The sequence below is a fragment of the Paenibacillus sp. PDC88 genome (assembly GCF_900106725.1).
In the GTDB taxonomy this organism is placed as follows: domain Bacteria; phylum Bacillota; class Bacilli; order Paenibacillales; family Paenibacillaceae; genus Paenibacillus; species Paenibacillus shunpengii.
The window spans coordinates 36,449-55,728 of the sequence record NZ_FNNT01000008.1 but is presented as its reverse complement, the minus strand read 5'-3'; the positions used below and the strand labels follow the sequence as shown (position 1 = coordinate 55,728).

The 19,280-nt window shown below is 46.3% G+C and carries 17 protein-coding genes and 1 other annotated feature; of the genes, 6 read left to right on the top strand and 11 right to left on the bottom strand.

Going from position 1 to position 19,280, the window contains the following annotated elements; all coding sequences use genetic code 11:
• Window position 1: 1 nt before the first annotated feature.
• The 5 genes from BLW49_RS21530 to BLW49_RS21510 all read right to left on the bottom strand — a co-directional run bounded on the left by BLW49_RS21530 (window position 2) and on the right by BLW49_RS21510 (window position 8,096).
• Complete coding sequence (locus BLW49_RS21530) at window positions 2-2,017, bottom strand: peptidoglycan D,D-transpeptidase FtsI family protein (RefSeq protein ID WP_090726814.1); 2,016 nt, start codon at window positions 2,015-2,017, stop codon at window positions 2-4.
• Between the two features lie 154 nt (window positions 2,018-2,171).
• Window positions 2,172-4,208, bottom strand: coding sequence for a peptidoglycan D,D-transpeptidase FtsI family protein (locus BLW49_RS21525; RefSeq protein WP_090726812.1), 2,037 nt, complete (start codon window positions 4,206-4,208; stop codon window positions 2,172-2,174).
• Window positions 4,209-4,365: 157 nt separating this feature from the next.
• A complete protein-coding gene (locus tag BLW49_RS21520; protein ID WP_090726810.1) occupies window positions 4,366-6,423 on the bottom strand; it encodes a peptidoglycan D,D-transpeptidase FtsI family protein in 2,058 nt (685 codons plus the stop codon).
• 48 nt (window positions 6,424-6,471) lie between these two features.
• Window positions 6,472-7,611, bottom strand: a complete 1,140-nt coding sequence (locus BLW49_RS21515; RefSeq protein WP_076315008.1) for a transglutaminase domain-containing protein — start codon at window positions 7,609-7,611, stop codon at window positions 6,472-6,474.
• Window positions 7,612-7,661: 50 nt separating this feature from the next.
• The gene (locus BLW49_RS21510; protein ID WP_090726808.1) at window positions 7,662-8,096 is read right to left on the bottom strand and encodes a hypothetical protein; all 435 of its coding nucleotides are present in this window, start codon (window positions 8,094-8,096) and stop codon (window positions 7,662-7,664) included.
• Window positions 8,097-8,347: 251 nt separating this feature from the next.
• Here BLW49_RS21510 and BLW49_RS21505 point away from each other — a divergent pair, with 251 nt between their 5' ends.
• Together BLW49_RS21505 and BLW49_RS21500 are read left to right on the top strand one after the other, a co-directional pair.
• Window positions 8,348-9,508, top strand: coding sequence for an MFS transporter (locus tag BLW49_RS21505; protein ID WP_076315006.1), 1,161 nt, complete (start codon window positions 8,348-8,350; stop codon window positions 9,506-9,508).
• Window positions 9,509-9,648: 140 nt separating this feature from the next.
• The gene (locus BLW49_RS21500; protein ID WP_076315005.1) at window positions 9,649-9,990 is read left to right on the top strand and encodes a toprim domain-containing protein; all 342 of its coding nucleotides are present in this window, start codon (window positions 9,649-9,651) and stop codon (window positions 9,988-9,990) included.
• 12 nt (window positions 9,991-10,002) lie between these two features.
• Here BLW49_RS21500 and BLW49_RS21495 read toward each other — a convergent pair whose 3' ends face one another.
• Complete coding sequence (locus BLW49_RS21495) at window positions 10,003-10,620, bottom strand: SCO family protein (protein WP_076315004.1); 618 nt, start codon at window positions 10,618-10,620, stop codon at window positions 10,003-10,005.
• A 174-nt stretch (window positions 10,621-10,794) separates the two neighbouring features.
• Entirely contained in the window at window positions 10,795-11,727 is a 933-nt protein-coding gene (cyoE, locus tag BLW49_RS21490) for a heme o synthase (RefSeq protein ID WP_076315003.1), read from the bottom strand.
• A gap of 266 nt (window positions 11,728-11,993) precedes the next feature.
• Between cyoE and BLW49_RS21485 the strand changes: the two genes are divergently transcribed.
• Window positions 11,994-12,980, top strand: a complete 987-nt coding sequence (locus BLW49_RS21485) for a metal-dependent hydrolase (RefSeq protein ID WP_076315002.1) — start codon at window positions 11,994-11,996, stop codon at window positions 12,978-12,980.
• A 155-nt stretch (window positions 12,981-13,135) separates the two neighbouring features.
• Here the strand turns inward: BLW49_RS21485 and BLW49_RS21480 are convergent, their stop codons facing one another.
• Window positions 13,136-13,351: an alpha/beta-type small acid-soluble spore protein gene (locus BLW49_RS21480; protein WP_076315001.1), complete on the bottom strand. Its 216-nt coding sequence runs from the start codon at window positions 13,349-13,351 to the stop codon at window positions 13,136-13,138.
• A gap of 131 nt (window positions 13,352-13,482) precedes the next feature.
• On the opposite strand from BLW49_RS21480, the gene BLW49_RS28920 reads away from it, so the two are divergent.
• The gene (locus tag BLW49_RS28920; protein ID WP_177178821.1) at window positions 13,483-13,653 is read left to right on the top strand and encodes a hypothetical protein; all 171 of its coding nucleotides are present in this window, start codon (window positions 13,483-13,485) and stop codon (window positions 13,651-13,653) included.
• A gap of 36 nt (window positions 13,654-13,689) precedes the next feature.
• On the opposite strand, the gene trpS is transcribed toward BLW49_RS28920, so the two are convergent.
• Window positions 13,690-14,670 carry a tryptophan--tRNA ligase gene (gene trpS / locus BLW49_RS21475; protein ID WP_076315000.1) on the bottom strand — a complete coding sequence of 327 codons (981 nt, stop codon included), beginning with the start codon at window positions 14,668-14,670 and terminating at the stop codon, window positions 13,690-13,692.
• 67 nt (window positions 14,671-14,737) lie between these two features.
• Window positions 14,738-14,967 (bottom strand) — a binding site (T-box leader).
• A 236-nt stretch (window positions 14,968-15,203) separates the two neighbouring features.
• Between trpS and BLW49_RS21470 the strand changes: the two genes are divergently transcribed.
• Window positions 15,204-16,181: an aldose 1-epimerase gene (locus tag BLW49_RS21470; RefSeq protein ID WP_090726804.1), complete on the top strand. Its 978-nt coding sequence runs from the start codon at window positions 15,204-15,206 to the stop codon at window positions 16,179-16,181.
• Window positions 16,182-16,384: 203 nt separating this feature from the next.
• Window positions 16,385-16,600 carry an alpha/beta-type small acid-soluble spore protein gene (locus tag BLW49_RS21465; protein ID WP_047913531.1) on the top strand — a complete coding sequence of 72 codons (216 nt, stop codon included), beginning with the start codon at window positions 16,385-16,387 and terminating at the stop codon, window positions 16,598-16,600.
• Window positions 16,601-16,790: 190 nt separating this feature from the next.
• Here the strand turns inward: BLW49_RS21465 and BLW49_RS21460 are convergent, their stop codons facing one another.
• The gene (locus BLW49_RS21460; protein ID WP_076314998.1) at window positions 16,791-17,186 is read right to left on the bottom strand and encodes an O-methyltransferase; all 396 of its coding nucleotides are present in this window, start codon (window positions 17,184-17,186) and stop codon (window positions 16,791-16,793) included.
• A gap of 273 nt (window positions 17,187-17,459) precedes the next feature.
• Window positions 17,460-19,259: a M3 family oligoendopeptidase gene (locus tag BLW49_RS21455; RefSeq protein WP_090726802.1), complete on the bottom strand. Its 1,800-nt coding sequence runs from the start codon at window positions 19,257-19,259 to the stop codon at window positions 17,460-17,462.
• Window positions 19,260-19,280: the final 21 nt, after the last annotated feature.

Here is a 19,280-nt window from a genome sequence, read left to right as displayed (position 1 = left end):
GCTATGATGCTGGCGTACCGTCCAGTCCGTAGTATTTGTCATACGCATCAAATATTTTGCGGGCGACAGGGGCAGCACTGCTTGCTCCAAATCCGCCTTGGGGAATGACCACTGCAACCGCGAGCTTGGGATTCTCACGAGGAGCAAAAGCGATAAACACTCCATTATCCACGTTGATGGGTCCTTGGCCGTTACCAGGATAGATCATCTGCTGTGAAGTCCCCGTTTTCCTCGCATAATCGTATGGAAATCCATTAAAGGCAGCACCCACATTCGTATCCATTCCGCGATGAATAATGCTCCAGTAGCTGTCATCAAATTTAGCTTCATTCAGCACCTTGGGCTCGATTTTCTTCACAACATTGCCTTCCGAATCCCTTATTTCCTTCACAAGATGAGGCTCCATCCGTTTCCCCTTATTAGCCAGCATTGACGCATATTGTGCAAGCTGCATTGTCGTATATTTGCCCTGCTGACCGAAGGAAGCAAACGCCAGTGATGATAGTGCTGTCTGTCCCTCCTGTCTATACTCAATCCGGCCGCGAAATTCATTGGGCAAGTCCACGCCTGTTGCTACTCCAAGTCCAAATTCCTTCATGTATTCATCCCAAATGTCGACTCCCTTACTGCCATATCTGCGGTACAGCCCTTCACCGATCAAATCAACCATGAAGGCGTTCGAGGAACGGCGTATTGCATCTTGTACCGTCAGTCTTCCCATGACAGCACCGCCTGAGTTCGAGACTCTTGATCCGTCCCGGCCAAATTCGGCTGAACCGAGGTCATTATACGTTGTAGAAGGGCTGATCAGCCCTTCTTTCAGGCCGATTAGAACGCTGAGCGGCTTTACAGTAGAACCGAGAAGAACGACCGACTCCGGCGTGTTTGTTTTATCCGAAGGGAAGAAGGATCGGATTGTACCATTCTGATAAATATGGCGAATCTGGTCATAGATTTCCGGAGATACACCGCCCTGTTCCCATACATTAGTATCGTAATCCGGCATACTGGCCATGGCGATTACATGCCCTGTATCCACCTCCATCGCTACCGCATAGCCGGTTGATGCATTCTTCGACTCGCTCTTGCCGCTTGAACGAAGGGCCTTAATCTGATCCAGAATCGCCTGCTCCGTTGCCTTTTGCACATCCTTATGCAGTGTGGTGTACAAATGATGGCCCTTCTTCGGCGGTACGAGCTCTGCCGGTCCGATCGGCATGTTACGAGGATCCACCGGAATGAGCCAATATCCGGATTCACCTCGAAGCTCTTCCTGATACTGGAGCTCCAAACCACCGAACCCGACATGTTCATTCTCCTGATAAAACAGTCCTGGCTGCTGAACAGCCATCTCAGCATTTCGGTGATCCATCTGCTCGTACAGCGGCTCTACCTTAGCTCCCTTGAATTTATACAAGTAACCCACCGTCTGTACCGCCAGCGAATCCTTATGATATCTCCGCACCGTTTCTTCAACGATATCGATACCTTTAAACCGTTCTTTATGCTGGAGAAAATAAGCCACTTCTTCCGAGGATAGATTACTTTTGATCAAACGAGGTACATATCCTCCGGCTTTGGAGTAGTTCAAATCCAGCTTATTGACAATATCCCCGGCAGTGATCTCCTCCGCATCCGCATGACCATGCTGTTTAAACACCGCTGCAATTTCCTGCGCCAGCAGGTTCATTTCGATCCGGCTTGCTGAGGGGATGCCGTCTGCGTTCCCGTAATTTTTATAGAGGGTGAGATATAACGAGTGCGAAGGCTCCGAATAAGCAAGCGGCGTATGGGTTGCATCAAAAATCGTCCCTCGTACAGGCATCATCGGCACTGCCTTCCGGTTCTCCCCATGCTCAAGCGCCGTCAGTTCAGCACCTTCGACAAACTGTAGAAAGGCCAGGCGTACGATCAGTACACAAAACAGCAGAAAGGCAGCAAAAAAGGTGAGATTAAGACGAAAGCTTCTTTTATTCGCCTTAAGCAGCCTTTCCTGTTCCTGCTCGTAACGGTTCATTAGATGAATCCTCCCCCATTGTCAGACCAACTTATGTTGAATGTTGAATCCCTTCGTTATATTGGATTCATAACTCTAATTATACTAATTTATTCCATATACAAGCAAAAAAAAAGCTGCCGAGATTTTTCTTACTCTCGGCAGCCTGTCAGTCTTATTGTTCTGTTGTATCGCCTTCCGTATTCTCTGGTTTTCCTTTCGGAACACCATCGAGTCCATAGGCCTGATCATAGGCATCAAAGATTTTACGAGCAATTGGAGCAGCACTGCTTGAGCCGAATCCACCTTCCGGTACGACGACCGCAACGGCCAGCTTCGGATTCTCACGCGGGGCAAATGCGATAAACACACCGTTATCTACCCGATTACGCGTTCCATTATAATAAAGATCCTGCTCGGACGTTCCCGTCTTACGAGCAAAGTCGTATGGGAATCCAGAGAATGCCCTCGACACATCCGTATTCATTCCACGGTGAATGGTTTCCCAAAGAGTATCACTGAACTCAACTTCGTTAAGAACTTTTGGCTCAATCTTCTCGACGACATTACCTTCCGAATCACGAATTTCCTTCACCAAATGGGGTTCCATTCGCTTTCCTTTGTTAGCCAGCATCGTTGCATACTGAGCAAGCTGCATGGTTGTATATTTACCTTGCTGACCAAATGAAGCATACGCAAGTCTTGCTAATGATGTTTCTGCCTCATTCGTGTACTCAAGGAAGCCTTCGTATTCTTTAGGTAAATCCACACCTGTTTCTACGCCAAGACCAAACTCCTTCATATACTCATCCCAGACGTTAACCCCTTCACTGCCATATTTGTTCCATAACTTTTCTCCGATTAAGTCAACCATAAAAGCATTGGAGGAATGCTCAATCGCAGTGGCAGCCGACAGCGGTCCGTATACATGATTCTGGGAGTTCCTTACACTTGAATCATCCCGTCCAAAATAGGCGATCCCTCTATCCTGATAAACGGTTCCATTAGGGGAGAAGAAGCCTTCCTTCAATCCAATTAACACACTTAGCGGCTTCACCGTTGAACCCAACAATACCGTCGACTCGGGATGTCTTCCCGTATCATCCGGCGGGAAGGACTCTACCGTACCATTCCGGTAAATGTATTTGACCTTGTCATAATCCCAAGGCTTATTCGGATCATAGTCCGGCATACTGGCCATCGCGACTATATTCCCTGTCTCGACTTCCATGGCGACAGCAAAACCTGTCTTGGCGTTGGGATGGAGCTTACCAGAGACCGGGTTACTGTGCAGCCAGTCCAGCTGATCCAAGATCGCTTGCTCTGTCGCAACCTGAATGTCTTTATTAATCGATGAGATCAGGTCATGTCCCTTCTCTGGAGGCTGAATCACCGTTCCCTCCTCCGGCAGGTTAAGCGGATTAATTGGAATCTGACTGTATCCGGCCTTACCGCGCAGCTCATCCTGATACTGTCGTTCCAAACCATCTACACCCACATACTCAAGCTCAGAATAGACAAGCCCTGGATCCGTTTGGCTGCTATTCTCCTTATCAATAGCATCATATTCCGCTAATGTCTTGGACGTTTTGAACGTCTTCAGATAGCCGATCGCTTGTACAGCGACAGAATCCTCATCATATTTGCGGACCGTTTCCTCAATCACACTCACACCCGGAAACTCCTTCTTATGCTGCATGAAGTAAGCAATCTCTTCTTTCGACAGATCGCTCTTGATCAGCCTCGGCGTATAGCCGTGTGTCTGACGATACTCTAGATCCATGGCGTTAATGATATCATCTTTAGACATTGGCTCACGGTCTGCTTCCCCATACTCAGCAAACACTTCCGCCAGCTTCTCCGCCATGGCCTCGGCTTCTGGACGATGCGGATTCTCTGGACCGCCCTCCAGCTGGCTGTAATTCTTGTACAAGGTGATGTACAGGGATTGAATCGGCTCCGAATAAGCGAGCTTGGTTTCTCCTGTCGCATCATAGATCGTTCCGCGGACAGGAAGTAATGGAATACTCTTCGTTACACTGCTGCTCTCCTGCTGAGCAAGCACGGGCCCCTCCACAAACTGCAGCACGGCCAATCTAATAATAATAATAGAAAAGATAATAAAAGAGCTAAAAAAGAAAAAGTTCAATCGAAAACTGAACCGGCGTTTGTTCGAAAGTTCTTCCTTTTCATGATTTTGCTGCTGTGCCATACGATACCTCGCTTTGTGTTTCTTTTGCTGTATTCCATTCTACCATAATCGGACAATAAATTTCCTCTTTGCTGGTTACAGTTTCGTCATTAAACGACAAAGAAACAGTATGCCTTATATGAACCTTTCAAGACATACTGTTTCATTCCATTAAATATTAATTAGAGCTATCCTCTTCATCCTGTTCGGCTGCCTCATTATCTCCCTTAGGCGTACCGTCCAGTCCGATATATTTGTCATAGGCATCATAAATCTTCCTTGCTACCGGCGCAGCACTGTTGGAGCCGAACTTCCCTTCCGGTATAACGACAGCAATCGCCAGCTTCGGATTGTCACGAGGCGCGAAGGTGATGAACACACCGTTCTCAACATCTACTCCACCTACATTCTGCTGAGAGGTTCCTGTCTTGCGGGCATAATCATAAGGGAAGTTGTCAAAGCCTTGCACGCTGCTGTTCATCCCTTTTTTGATCTCTTCCCAGTAAGCATCATCCATGTCAACCGTATTTAGGATTTCTGCTCCGAACTCCTTGACGACATTCCCATCCTCATCAGTTATCTTGCTGGCAATTTGGGGCTTTAATCGTTTCCCTTCATTCGCCAGCATAACCGTATATTGAGCCAGCTGCAGTGTTGTATACTTACCCTGCTGACCAAATGAAGCGTAAGCCAAAGCTGATTGTGTACCGGTGGTTTCCTGCTCATGGATATACTCGCGCAACCCATCCTGCTCACCAGGCAGACCGCTTTCCGTACTGACACCAAGCCCAAACTGCTTCATATAGCTGTCCCATACTTCCACACCACCGGTGTTGTATTTATCAAACAGCTTATTGGCTACCATCTCAATCATAAAGGCATTGGACGAATGTTCGATGGCAGAGGCGGGGTCGATTTGACCATATACGTGACCACTCGAATTACGTACCGTTGATTCATATCCCTTCTTCCCGAACTTGCCTACTCCCGTATCGTTATAGATCGTCGAGGTGGTAAACAGTCCTTCATTCAATCCAATCAATACCGACAGCGGCTTAATAACAGAACCGAGCAGCACGGTAGAAGAAGGATGCTTATAGCTCTCCTCCTGGCTTCCATACGATTGATACACTTCACGAATGGCTCCATTGGAGGAGAACGGTGATATCTTATTAATTTCTTCCTGGGTTTTACTGCCCTCTGACCACACATTAGAGTCGTAGTCAGGCATGCTTGCCATCGCAACAATCTGCCCCGTATCTACTTCCATGGCAACGGCAAAGCCGGTTTTGGCGTTGGGTGCATAGACGGCAGGATTGCTAGTTGTCTGCAAATATTCCAGCTGATCCATTATGGCCTGTTCGGTTGCCATCTGCACATCTTTGTTAATCGACAGCCACACATTATTACCCTTGTCAGGCGGGGTCAATGTCGATTCACCCGAGATCCGATTCTGCGAGTCCACCGGGAAGGTCTTCAGTCCTTTCGTGCCGCGAAGCTCCTCCTGGAACATCAGCTCCACTCCATCATATCCGACCTCTTCATTATCAAGATATTGGAGCGCCGGGTCCTCCTCTTCCTTGGCTTGAATATAGAAATCAATGCCATACTCTGGATCAATCACCGAACGGAAGGGCTTCATGTACCCAACGGTCTGTACTGCAACCGTGTCCTTGTCATAATGGCGAATATTCTCTTCTACCACTTCAACACCCGGGAAATCCTCTTTATGAGACAAGAAATAGGCAATCTCCTTGTTCGTCAAATCGGTTTTGATTCGCCTAGGCGTATATCCGTAATTTTGTCGATACGTAATATCAAGCGCTTCTTCAATTTCCTGTGCAGTCATAGTCGTTTCTGGATCGCCATATTCATCAAATACCGCTTTAAGCTCCGAAATGATACTGCTTAGCTCAGCCTTGTTCTCTTCAAGACTATAATTCTTGTCCAAGCTCATGTACAAGGATTGAGTGGATGAAGAATAAGCAATTTTGTTCTCGCCTGTCGAATCGAAGATCGTTCCGCGAATGGGCGCAATCGACACGCTTTTTGTTGCAATATTGGCTTCTTCCTTCTGCATTGTCGGTCCCTGCACCAGCTGCAAATAGGCCAATCTTACAATCAATACGGTAAAAATAAGAAATGTCGCAAGAAAAAACACATTTAAGCGAAAGTTAAAACTTTTCTCATGGTTTGTTTGCTGACCAAGATACGAAGCCATCTCCTCTTTGTTCATTATGCTACTACCCTTTCCTGCTATTCCGAAATATACCCGGCAGCCTATTTAGACAGTCTGATCTTTGATATGGGTGTCATAAAAATGAGGCGGATTGAACCAGTCACCGCTGCTTGCCCATGTCGGATCAAGAGGGACCCAAGTATCCTGTTCACTCAGGTATACTTCATTCCAGGCATGAGCCCCATAGCCGCCTTGACCGTTGTAACCAAGGCCTGTAACGACTCTCACCTCGAGATCCTGTGAACGAGCCATTACCGCATAGAGCCTCGCGTAGTCAATACATACCCCCATCATCGTATCGAAGGTATCTTGAGGCGTCTGCTCATTCCATATGCCGCGCTGCTCGTAATCCTCGACTTTTCCATAATCGTACTCAACTCGGGTTCCTACCCATTGATAGAGCTCTCTTGCCTTCTGCTCATCTGTAGCAGCACCCTCCACAATCTTAGCCGCAGCTCCTTCGATATCCTCAGGAATATTGCGGTCAATGACCTCATATCTGCGCTGCATCATGCCGTTAAATTCCTTCTGAGCAGCCTGGCTGATAACCGGAAGCTTGTCCTTAATCAGAGTCCCGGATATGGGCTCTATTACGGATTTCGCTCCTTGCTGATACATCGGTGATGACTCTACATAATTGCTGAAAGAACTGCTAGGATACAGACTGACTACAATGAACAGCAGTGCAATAACCAATACGCATCTTGCTGCTCCAACGACAGCACCGAAGCCCGCCCCCATTAATCGGCTGAGAAAGCCTGGATTGCGGCGAGCTTCACCGGATGGAATTCCTCTGATGAACCCGCCGATCAGACTTAGAATGGAACGAATGATGCTGTAACTGATAACGAACAGCACAGCAAACCGCAGCAGCGGAAAATCAGCCAGTGCCGTAATGACGGTGTAATATATTTGCTCCCATGTGTTTAAATCGCGATCCGGCATCGCCTCACTGTATCCCGATAGCCATGACTGTACCGCAGGAGACAGCTTCAAGGATAGCAGGAAAGCACCTGCGATCCCGACGATGGTGAACACACCCTCTGTAATCAGGTTCACCAGTGTGCCTGCCGAACGAGAAGCTCCCCGGATAAAGCCCTGCAACAGCGATATAAGGATAATCATCATTAGAACAAGCGTAATGAGGTTCCCCTCCTTCACGCTCCCTATCCAAGCATCAATCATAATTCACCTGCTTTCTTGCCTATCTAAAGCTCTAAAACTCTAAAACGCAGCTATTGATTCTGAGCGGTTTCCATAAACAATTGAACCGTATCGTTAACACTCCACTCCCCGAGCGATATGCCGCGGACAGACACTTTAACCTTATCCTCGCCCTGCTTGCCGCTCACTTCAACATTCGGACTTGTTATGGTGAAGGTACCGTCCGGATTCACTGTATACTCCGCTTTTTCCGCTTCCTTCTGCATGAGCTCCGCGGCCTCTGTTCGAAGTGTATCCATCGTGCTGGCACCAACATCAGTGACGACTGTTCTAATCTGTTCAATTGAAACACCGCTATAGATGATAAGTGCCGCAACAATCACGACAACAATGGCCCATTTGAGCACAGTTCTCAGCACATTAATAACGACGAACAACAGAATCAGCGCAATCACGATAACAAGCCAATTTTGCGAAATAAACTCTTTCCATATTTCAATATCCATCCACTTGACCACCTTTTTTTCACACTCTAGTTCTGTACCACTTTATCGGTCAATTTAAGATTGTGTCTTCATCGAGGTTACTCCTGCCTTGCTCTTGGTTCAATCTCCCGAATATTATACATGATTACCGATATCCCTGTCATATAAGCGCGAGCTTGTGGAAAAAAACGGTATAAGACCCGTTTGTCCAGCGTACAAGTATATCATGTGTGGTTATGCTTGTTCGACTCGAAAAAGGAGGTGCAGTTCGTTTGAAAACGGCCGTATGGCTCTATCTTTTTCTTTTTCTCGCCTTTTTTGATTTGCATGCTCAATATCCGATACTTACACCCTTTGCGCTCTCACTTGGAGCCGTACCTACATTTATAGGCTGGATGATGGGGATCTACTCGCTTACCCATCTGCCTGGTAATCTCATTGCAGGCACCCAGATTGACAAGCACGGAAGCCGGCGGTATATCATCTTCAGTTTAACTGCAGCTGGAATCGTACTGCTCCTGCAATCCCAAGTCGTTACGCCTTGGCAGCTGCTTGCCCTCCGGGCCATCAGCGGCTTTGTGCTTGCTTTTCTGTCTCCAGCCTGTATGACTCTTCTTGCCCAGCTGTCATCGGATCCCATCACACAGGGCAAATATATGTCTGGGCATGGCGTGGTTCACACTTTAGCTTCTGTTGTCTCTCCGGCTGCAGGAGCATTTATCGTCGCAGGTATCGGCTTCTCAGGCACCTTCCAGAGTCTCGGTATCCTGCTGATCATTACCGGAATTATGGCATACTTCACACTCCCGGCTGTAAAAACGAGTGCAGCAAATTCACCACCTGCACCGACAGAAGACAGCCCGAATCGTCGCTTCTTTCCGATTTCATGGCGTTTTTTCGTACTCCCGCTGGTTGTCGCATGTGCTCAAGGCATTCTTTTCTTTGAACTGCCGCTTAGAGGCAGCGGGTCGGCCTCCATCCTATCTACGGGTCTGTTATTTTCGATCATCAGTCTTGGTGCTCTCGGGACGCTGAGTATGCTCTTTCTCAATCGCTATTCACCAACCCTGAGGCTGGCAAGCGGTGTTTTGCTCATGGCGTTCAGCTTCTTTCTTATGGCCGCTGCACCCCAAATTCCGTTGTGGCTGATTCTGTTTATTCTGGGTACTTCCAAAGGAATTATCTTTCCTGCACTGGCTTCCATGCTTGTTCAGCTTAGTCAAGGTGTGCGGCTTGGCAGAGTGTTCTCTATCCAGTCGATAGCCACTTCACTCGGCTCCTTCGTCGGACCGATCGCTGCAGGACAAATTCGTATGGACGTATCACCGTACTTTCTTGCATTTATTGTGCTAATGCTTGGACTGCTCCTCCTTCCATTCCCTAACAAGTTTAAAGCGTCTACTCTGTCCCATCCGGAAGCCAAGCATGTTTAAGGATCCGATGGGAAGCATACATAAAGAGGCCTGCCGTTACGGCAGACCTTTTTTGCATCAAATTCCAAAATTGCGCTAAAATATAAACAAACATTTCCCGGGGAATTTCGATATTTAACATACTAGAGGTGAAGCATACGATGCCGATTCATGTCATTGTTGAAGGTAAGAACGACCGCAGCAAGCTCCGCAGGCTGCTCGATCCCGAAATATCCATCCTATGCACTTTCGGTACGCTCAACAGTGAGAAGCTGGAGACGCTTCGCAAGCGCGTTCAGGATGATGAAGTGTATCTGTTCATGGACAATGATAGTTCAGGCAAACGAATAAGGGCCATGCTGCGCGACACCTTTCCCGATGCAGAGCAAATATATACGAGAAGAGGTTATGCGGGTGTCGAGGGTACACCTGATGAGTATCTGGTCGCACAGCTGGAGAAAGCGGGCCTTGAGGCTTTTATTATTTATCCAGAGGTATTCTAGTCGAAGGAAGCTCTACTCATTTACCAGTGTCCTGACATCTCTTGCGATAACATCCGGAGCTGCCGCCTCCATATCTGATGCGTTATACACCTTCCGAAGATTGTTATCCTTATCCACAAGACCGATATAATTGGCATGGACGAAGTTATCTGCCTTGTCTCCTTCGATAATAATCTTGAAAGAGTCTCTTGCCAGCTGCTTCGTCTGTTCGGCATCCCCTCTCAAGAAATACCAGCCTGAGTAATCTGCCTTGAAGCGATCAGCGAATTCCTTGATCTTCTCTCTCGTGTCCACCTCCGGATCAAATGAGATGGAGACAAAGGACGCGTCCCTGCCAAAAGTACCGTCTTCCTTCAACAAATCCTGCACTTGCGACATGGAGAATGTCGTTACCGGGCATACGTCCGGACAGCTTGTAAAATAGAAATAAAATAGCCGTACCTTCCCCTCTGTATCCGCAAGTGAAACGTTGCTCCCATCTACATTTTCCATACTAAAGTCCGTTACTTCCCCTGCCACCGGAAATGCTTCTTCCCCCAGATCAAGCGCATTATAGATTAGATAACCAGCCATCGCTGCAGCAATCAGCAGCAATATCCAGGTCCATATGTATTTTCTAAGCAATGCCATAATATTCTCTCTCCTCATCTTACATTATCCCCAAAGCATGTAATAAATTTGAAGCCAACTTTACAAAAGAAGGAGTCCTTTCAACGGTACGCTTGACAGGGACTCCTATATGCTCATTGATTAAATTCTTCACTGAAAGTGTAATTACTGTTCATACCGGGCTCAGCAATGAATCTATTGGCGTACGGTATCGATAATCATTAGAATAAAGCTAATGGTTAAATAATTGATGGAGAAGAAAAACATCTTCTTGGCCCATGCATCGGTGTCTCTGGCCCAGAAGCCTTGAACGCCGAGGAACAGCCATATTAATGACAGTACTAAGGATACGCTCGCAAAAATGATGCCTGTATATCCATAGACATACATTAATATCGGCACGGGAACCAGAAGAATCAAATAAGGAAGCATCTGTATTTTGGTACGATGGACTCCTTTTACTACCGGAAGCAGCGGATAGCCGGCATTCTTGTAATCCTCCAAACGGCGAATGGCAAGAGACCAGAAATGTGGCGGCTGCCACAAAAACAGCATGGCACCGAGCAGAATCGCACCCATGTCTACTGTCCCCGTCACAGCAACATATCCAATGACAGGCGGCACTGCTCCAGAGAAGCCTCCCATGGAAGTACTCCAGGTTGAGGAGCGCTTAAGCCACAGCGTATATACAATTACGTATATGAGCATCCCAAATATGCCGAGTACACCTGCCAGCCAGCCGGAAAAAGCAAACAATAGGGCTAGTCCGGCAATGCCCAGGATGAATGCATAAGCGAGCACGAGCTGCGGAGTAAGCTTCCCGGTAGGAAGTGCGCGATCCCGTGTGCGTTCCATTTTTTTATCCAGCTCACGATCAAAGTAGTTATTGAACACACAGGCTGAAGCCATAACGAGAACCGTTCCGAGCATGGTTATTATCATTTTGAGGTAGTCAATGTCCCATTGAGAAGCAAGCCAATATCCGCCAAAAGCGGCAATCAGATTGCTCCGGAGGATGCCGGGTTTAGCCAATGTAACGAAGTCTCTCCAAGTGACAGACTCTTGCGGCGGTGTTTGCCGGGTTGAGAGCGCTGCCGTATCGGAAGAGGCTCGATATCGATTACTCACGCTTCTATAATCCTCCTTGCTTTGCGTCATATGGAGGGGAATTATGGCCTCCGCACTAAATTTTATCACAACAAAAAAAGAAAGTCTTTGACATTCATCTTGCAAATATGAATAGGATATGACAAATTTATCTAAATTTATGGCTTATCTTACTTCATCGAATACAGGATGTGTGAATAGGGCATCTACTAATTGAACAGATCATTTTTAGGAAAAACAAGTATTACAGCTATCGTTTATACCAATAACAAAGGAGAATACCTTAGATGGATACCGCTACACATTTTGTTATGGGCATAGGACTTGCCGGACTCAGCTACGTCGATCCGGTAGTTGCGGCTAATCCTGAGCTTGCCTTTGCCGTTATGATCGGAACCGTCGTTGGTTCACAAGCACCTGATATCGACACGGCGCTTCGTATGAAAAACAATGCCGTTTATATACGTAACCATCGCGGCATTACACATTCGCTTCCTTTTCTTGCGATATGGACTGTGCTGATTACTGCCGCCATTGCACTTCTATTCAGGGATGTTCCAATCGGGCATGTCGCTCTCTGGACCGGAATCGCCGTATGCGTCCATGTATTCACAGATGTCTTCAACACCTACGGCACACAAGCGCTGCGGCCGATTACGGAGAAGTGGATCTCATGGAATATCATTCACATCTTCGATCCGGTTTTATTCGGTACCCATATCGCAGCCATCCTGCTGTGGGCCTTCGGGGTATTCCACCCTGCTGAGATTTTCACTGTGCTGTATATATTTTTAGCGTTTTATTATATTTGGCGCACTTGGGTTCACTTCGCCAGAAAGGCTCATGTCAGACGGATGGACCCTGCTTCCAAATCCAGCGACAAATATTATGTCATCCCGACAATCCATTTGAACCGCTGGCATGTCGTTAAAGCCCATGTGGATGGGAGCTACGAAATCGGAAAGCTGGACGGAAATGAGCTCACTTGGAAAAAGCACGCCGTTTCTTCAGACCACCCGGCAGTCGCTAAATCCAAAGAACATCCTGATATTCAAGCCTTCCTCTACTTCACGTCCTTTGCCGTCGCAGAGGTGGAAGAGCTGAGCTTCGGATACTTTGTCCGTTGGGGGGATGTCAGATACCGGCATCGCAAGCAATATCCTTTTGTCGCCTGTGTCGTCTTGGACAAAAACTATGAGCCGATCAGCTCTTACGTCGGCTGGCTCAGTGAAGACAAAATGGAGAAGAAGCTCTCCATCAGCTCGAATATTTAGTACGATTGACATGAAACGGCCTGTGAAGGCCGTTTTTTGTTCTTGACGGAAAGCGGTTTATTCAGGCAAAATCAGCACAAAGGGATTAACACACAAAAAGCCTAAAACGGCTTGCGCCGCTCTAGGCTTATGACCTCAAATTATATCTGTCTATGTTACATGCCGCTGCGGCCAGACAGTTGTTGTTCAGCTAATTGCACAAGACGTTTTGTGATGTATCCACCAAGTGAACCGGTTTCACGGGAAGTGTAGTTACCATAGTAGCCGTCAGCCGGAATGGTTACACCCAGTTCTTGAGCCGCTTCCATTTTAAGCTGTTGAAGAGCTGCTGTTGCTTGTGGAACTACCAGATTGTTAGAACGAGATGCCATAATGTGTAATCTCCTTTCGCTTCTCATGCTGTTATTATGTGCTGTGCAAGCTTGCAAAAATATTATGTCTCTTACTATCTGACGCTATTCTCTTTTTTACAAAAAACTTTGATCTGGAGGTATTTTACAAAATGATGAGTAAAGGTTTGTCCGCTTGGTTCGCGATCTCTTCGATGCTTCTGCTTATGGCAACTGCCGTATCTCTCAGCCATTCCCTGTGGTTTGCTCTGCTGTTCGCTGTCTTGTCCGTTGCTAATATTGGATGGGGCTTTGTTATAAAGGCAAAAAAAAGAAGAGCATGATCTTTCGAGATCACAAGCCCTTCTTTGCTCTTTTTGTTAAAGTACGAATCCCATTCTTTTTTTGACTTCATCCAGTGTTTTGGATGCTTCCTCGCGAGCCCGTTCCGCGGAAGCGTTCAAAATGTTCATCAGCTCATCTGATTCGCGAACCTCACGGTATCTCTCTTGCATCGGTTCGATAACGGACAGCACGACTTCGGCCAATTCTTTCTTAAAGCCGCCGTACATCTGTCCTTCGAATCTTTTCTCTACATCTTGCAATGAGAGGCCTGAGCATTCGCTGTAAATGCTCATTAAGTTGCTGACTTCCGGTTTGTTCTCCGGATCAAAACGGACGACACTATCAGAGTCTGTTGTCGCACGGCTGATTTTTTTACGGATCTCTGCCGGTGTGTCCAGGAGGGAAATGTAGCTGCCTGGGTTAGGATTACTCTTGCTCATCTTCTTGGAGGCATCATCCAGTGACATGACACGTGCTCCTACCTTTGGTGTATAGACCTCAGGAATGGTAAAGAATTCACCATAACGATGGTTAAAACGATGTGCCAGATCTCTTGTAAGCTCAAGATGCTGTTTCTGATCCTCACCTACGGGCACCAGATCCGCATTGTACAGCAAAATATCTGCAGCCATTAATGAAGGATATACAAACAATCCTGCACCTACTGATTCTTTACCTTGAGATTTATCCTTAAACTGCGTCATACGCTCAAGCTCACCCATTGCGGTCAGCGTGGTTAGCATCCATCCGAGCTCTGCATGCTGGGGTACGTGGGACTGAAGGAACACATTAGCTTTTTTCGGATCAATGCCTGCTGCAAGATAGAGGGCTGCAACATCCTTGGATTGCTCTCGCAATGCGGCAGGATCTTGTGCAACCGTGATCGCATGCAGGTCAACGACAACAAAATGACAATGATATTCGTCCTGCAGCTTTACAAAATTTTTCATGGCGCCGATGTAGTTGCCCAGTGTTAATTTGCCGCTGGGTTGAATACCAGAAAAAACAGTTTTCATTTTCTTTTTCCTCCTAAACAAATCCTAATTTGGTTCATGAGAAACACAAAAAGGCCCCACATCCCATAAAAGGGACGTGAGACCGTGGTGCCACCCTAATTCACTGAAATTCATCAGCCTTTTATGTTCCTTAACGCGGAAACCATCGTCCGGCATACTAAAGAAGAACATTACTTCTCGTTGTGCCCGGGAGCTCTGAGGTCCATTCAGACAAAGCATGCAATACCGGTTCGCATCCACCACCGGCTTTCTGTACTTGCTAATGCTAAGCTTACTTATCCTCATCATCGCTTTAATTTGTATGATCTGGCGCTCGTCATCTTACAATTGAGCTTTGCTATATCATAAGCATCTATTGCTCTGATTGTCAATCGTGACTTTCCATTTCCCAAAGATTACATTATTTTCATTGGGAAATGACAGATCCTTTTTCACAGCCCGGCTTGATTATCTGATATGATAGTCTTAAGTTTGTTCTTACGAATTGTACTTAAGTTGTATTTTGATTTTTTGTGGGAAAAGGAGTAAATAAAATGAAACAAGTGACCAAAGGACTTTGGAACGGCTATGATACATACACCTTAAACAGCCGTGATCTTGAAGTCACCCTGCTGCCCCGCCTCGGTAACAACATTATATCCATCTATGATCGAGCTCAGAATCGAGAAGTTGTTCGAAGACCAGATGAACAGGATCTCGCTTTCTATCTTCAGAAACCTTACCATTTTGGCGTTCCGATGCTGATTCCTCCAGGGCGTATCTGCCGAGGTCACTTTGAGTATGCGGGCCACGAATACCAATTCGCCCAAAACTCCAACCATTCCAATCATATTCATGGATTACACCGCACACAGCCGTGGTGCGTCAGTGATATTGAAGAAGACGAAGAAGGATGCACCGTCACAACTGAATTCAAGACTCAAGAAGATGAGCTGTGGATGGAGCATTTTCCTGTACCGCTCAAGCTCGAGATGACATTTCGTTTACAGGGCTCCCTCCTGACACAGCAGCTTCGTATTACTCATCTTGGCAGCCATGCTGTTCCTTTTGGAATGGGCTACCATACCTGGTTCCTGCTTGATGGTGAACCGGAACGATGGAATATATCTTTACCTGTTACAGGCATATATACGCTGAATGAAGAACAGCTGCCCACAGGTGAATTAGCCAGTTTAGATGCTCAGGCAGAGCTTCCTGAAGGCATCAGTCTTGCAGGACAAAATCTGGACACCATCTACAGATCAAATATGGAGCAGGATACTGCTGTTCTGCAGCGTAATGATGGATATACGATTAAATATACAGCCAGCAAGGATTCCTTTAAGCATTGGGTATTGTTCACCAAAGGCGAAGCCAGTGATTATTTATGTATTGAGCCCTACACCTGGCTTCCCGACGCACCTAATCTGAACAAGGATACAGAATTCACTGGCTTGATTCATATGGAGCCTGGAGAGTCCGTCTCACTTCATACCGCAATTGAGATAATACAGCCTGAATACGCAAAATAAATGATCTGAATACGCACTAGCAGCTGACATATGCTTCAGCTGCTTTTTTGTTGTTGAACGATCTAAATCCTAGTTCCTCATCACTCTTGTGGCTGCTGTTGAGAGTACTCGAATTTTCCACTTGTTACCTTATCCTATTTTGAGTATATTTTATCTCTTTGAAACCATACTAAACTCACAAAGCACAAAGGAGGTGACAACACATGGCAAATGGAAGATCTTCTAACAACCTTGTCGTTCCTCAAGCAACTGCAGCTCTTCAACAATTGAAGATGGAAGCTGCACAAGAGCTTGGTGTAACTATTCCACAAGATGGTTACTACGGTAACTACACTTCCCGTGAGACTGGTTCTCTTGGAGGTTACATCACAAAACGTCTTGTTCAATTGGCTGAACAGCAATTGGCTGGTCGTCAATAATGATGCAATTTTCCTCATAAATCTAGCCTAAGCTGTTCTGACATGATTATGCACTGAAAAGTGTTGTTCCTGTAAGAAGAGATCTATGGCAGATAGACAAAGCGGTCTTCTAACCAGAGGGCCGCTTTGTTTCGTTGTAATTCAAGTTTCTGCTGGGTCTAATCTATTCGTTCTTCTGACACTTCCTGCATTAACCAGAAGTCTTCTCTTGATATGTATTTCGTGGATAGCGAATCATCAAGCTTGCTAAATTGTAATTGGACTCAAGCGTGGCGTCTACTACAATCATTCCTTGTCGAACTCCAAAATCATAGGTAATTTCTCCATGTGTCCAGTGTCTCTTCAGCTTCAAGGTTTCGAGGGCCATCTGTCGAAAAGAAACGCGCTGCATCTCCGTCAATCCGGTTGCAGGATGGATCTCGCTGCGCAACTGAACCGGATAATGCTTAATACCGAATTTACCAATCACATTATTCCGTATTTGCACAAATACAATTCCAGAATCCATTCCTTTCAGCTCTTCATCAAGCTCCTTAAATACCATATCCAGCTGTCTAGGCAGTGATAGTTGATCTAGTGAGATCATATGTTACCTCCTTAGCATATTAGACCTATTTTATATAGGGCTTGTGACTCAGTATATGACAATATTTTCCTTAATACAACAAATGGATATTAAATTAGGAATAATATACTAATTTTTGCGTTTATACCTAACAAATCTGGCAATATGCAGTCGTCCATCTTCAATATTCGACATATAGTTTATGGTTTTTCATCGAAATATAGAAAAAAGACCTCAACATAAATTGTCGAGGTCCTACTCATAAGTAATAACTTGAACTTCTTCAAACTTCTATTACACTCGATGCTGTGTCATACGTAAAAATTGCTCAATATCAGCAATACAGAGATCAGCAGCACCTTGCCAGAAAGCAGGTTTAGTTACATCTGTACCCAGATGCTTCTCAGCAAGCTCTTCTACCGTCATGCGGCCCGTATCCCGCAGCAACGCGTCATACTTCTCAGCAAAATCACTGCCCTCTTTTTGCGCTTGTGCGTAAATCCCCATACTGAACATGTATCCAAAAGTATATGGAAAATTATAAAATGGCACATCGGTAATGTAGAAATGTAATTTGGATGCCCAAAAAGTAGGGTGATACGTCCCCAGTGCGTCACAATACGCTTCGCGCTGAGCTTCCTCCATCAGTTCGGACAAATCGCTGCTGCTAAGAAGTCCTTCTTTACGTTTCTCGTAAAAGCGAGTTTCGAACAAGAAGCGGGCATGAATATTCATGAAGAAAGCAATTGAATTCTGTATCTTCTCTTCAAGCAATGCTATTTGAGCCTCTTCATCCTTCGCCTCTTTGATCAGTGCATCGGACACGATGAGTTCTGCAAAGGTTGACGCTGTCTCTGCAACGTTCATGGCATAATTTTGATTCAAGATCTCCATATCGTCCATCACATGCTGATGGTACCCATGCCCCAGCTCATGAGCCAAAGTGGAAACATTGGAGGCTGTGCCTGCATAAGTCATAAAAATGCGGGTTTCCTTGCTCACAGGAAGTCCTGTACAGAAGCCCCCTGGCCGCTTGCCTGGTCTGTCCTCTGCCTCTATCCACTGATGATCAAAGGCATGCTGAGCAAACTCTGCCATCCTTGGGCTGAATTTGCGGAACTGATTCACAATATTCGCAGCAGCAGCATCATACGATATCTTCTCAGTAGCGGAGCTTATCGGAGCATCCACATCTGCCCAAGACAGCTTCTCGACCCCCAGGAGCTGCGCCTTGCGTTCCAGAAACTTCACTAGTGTCGGTTTAGCCCGTGTAATCACGTTCCACATCGCATCGAGTGTGTCCTGAGACATGCGGTTGATGCTCAAAGGCTCCTTCAGTACGGAATCCCAGCCGCGTCTTTCATACAACTTGAGACGGAATCCAGCCAGGTGATTCAGCGTATCCGCACAGTAATCTGCCGCATCGCTCCACGCCTTCTCCCAGTCCTGCAGCAGCTTCTCCCGCACATTCGGGTCTGGGTCATGCAATTTGTTAGCTGCTTGGCCAGCAGATAGATATACGGTTTCTCCATTCTCTTCAAATGGAACCCGAACTTTGCTTACAATCGTATCATAGAATTCTCCCCAGCCGTGGTAACCATCAACGGCAAGATCCAGCGCAAGATTCTCTAATTCAGGAGACATCTTTTCCTTGGCCTTTAATCTGCTCTCATTTAGCACAAACGAAATTGGCTGAATTTCAGGGCGTTCCATCCATGCCGACCACACGGCATCAGGCGTTCTTTCAAAAAGGCTGTCAAACATCGTCTGAACACCGGCCAGTCTTGCGGATAAGGCAGCAATCTTACCGCTTAGCTGTACGGCCTTCTTGTCATCCTGATTCTGAGCTCCAAGACAAGCGGTAAATGAAGAGCCTTCATATAATCTCGCCGCTGCATCTTGAAGCTGGTCAAGCAAAGAATCCAAAGCATATGTATCCTCTATAGCCTTCGGCACTTGATATTCTTTAATTGCCTTGTCCAAAACAGTGATATCCTGATCCAGCTGCTTCAAATAAGCAGCAAAAGATGCTGAGGATGAGCCGCCGCTAAAAACGGATTCCAAATCCCAGGTTTGCGCAAGTGTATTACTCACTATTTCTCCACCTCATTCTCA

Excerpts from the sequence above, each read along its gene's own strand:
- BLW49_RS21530 (WP_090726814.1), bottom strand. The coding sequence starts at position 2,017 with ATGAACCGTTACGAGCAGGAACAGGAAAGGCTGCTTAAGGCGAATAAA.
- BLW49_RS21525 (WP_090726812.1), bottom strand. The coding sequence starts at position 4,208 with ATGGCACAGCAGCAAAATCATGAAAAGGAAGAACTTTCGAACAAACGC.
- BLW49_RS21520 (WP_090726810.1), bottom strand. The coding sequence starts at position 6,423 with ATGAACAAAGAGGAGATGGCTTCGTATCTTGGTCAGCAAACAAACCAT.
- BLW49_RS21515 (WP_076315008.1), bottom strand. The coding sequence starts at position 7,611 with ATGATTGATGCTTGGATAGGGAGCGTGAAGGAGGGGAACCTCATTACG.
- BLW49_RS21510 (WP_090726808.1), bottom strand. The coding sequence starts at position 8,096 with ATGGATATTGAAATATGGAAAGAGTTTATTTCGCAAAATTGGCTTGTT.
- BLW49_RS21500 (WP_076315005.1), top strand. The coding sequence starts at position 9,649 with ATGCCGATTCATGTCATTGTTGAAGGTAAGAACGACCGCAGCAAGCTC.
- BLW49_RS21495 (WP_076315004.1), bottom strand. The coding sequence starts at position 10,620 with ATGGCATTGCTTAGAAAATACATATGGACCTGGATATTGCTGCTGATT.
- BLW49_RS21485 (WP_076315002.1), top strand. The coding sequence starts at position 11,994 with ATGGATACCGCTACACATTTTGTTATGGGCATAGGACTTGCCGGACTC.
- BLW49_RS21480 (WP_076315001.1), bottom strand. The coding sequence starts at position 13,351 with ATGGCATCTCGTTCTAACAATCTGGTAGTTCCACAAGCAACAGCAGCT.
- BLW49_RS28920 (WP_177178821.1), top strand. The coding sequence starts at position 13,483 with ATGATGAGTAAAGGTTTGTCCGCTTGGTTCGCGATCTCTTCGATGCTT.
- trpS (WP_076315000.1), bottom strand. The coding sequence starts at position 14,670 with ATGAAAACTGTTTTTTCTGGTATTCAACCCAGCGGCAAATTAACACTG.
- BLW49_RS21470 (WP_090726804.1), top strand. The coding sequence starts at position 15,204 with ATGAAACAAGTGACCAAAGGACTTTGGAACGGCTATGATACATACACC.
- BLW49_RS21465 (WP_047913531.1), top strand. The coding sequence starts at position 16,385 with ATGGCAAATGGAAGATCTTCTAACAACCTTGTCGTTCCTCAAGCAACT.
- BLW49_RS21460 (WP_076314998.1), bottom strand. The coding sequence starts at position 17,186 with ATGATCTCACTAGATCAACTATCACTGCCTAGACAGCTGGATATGGTA.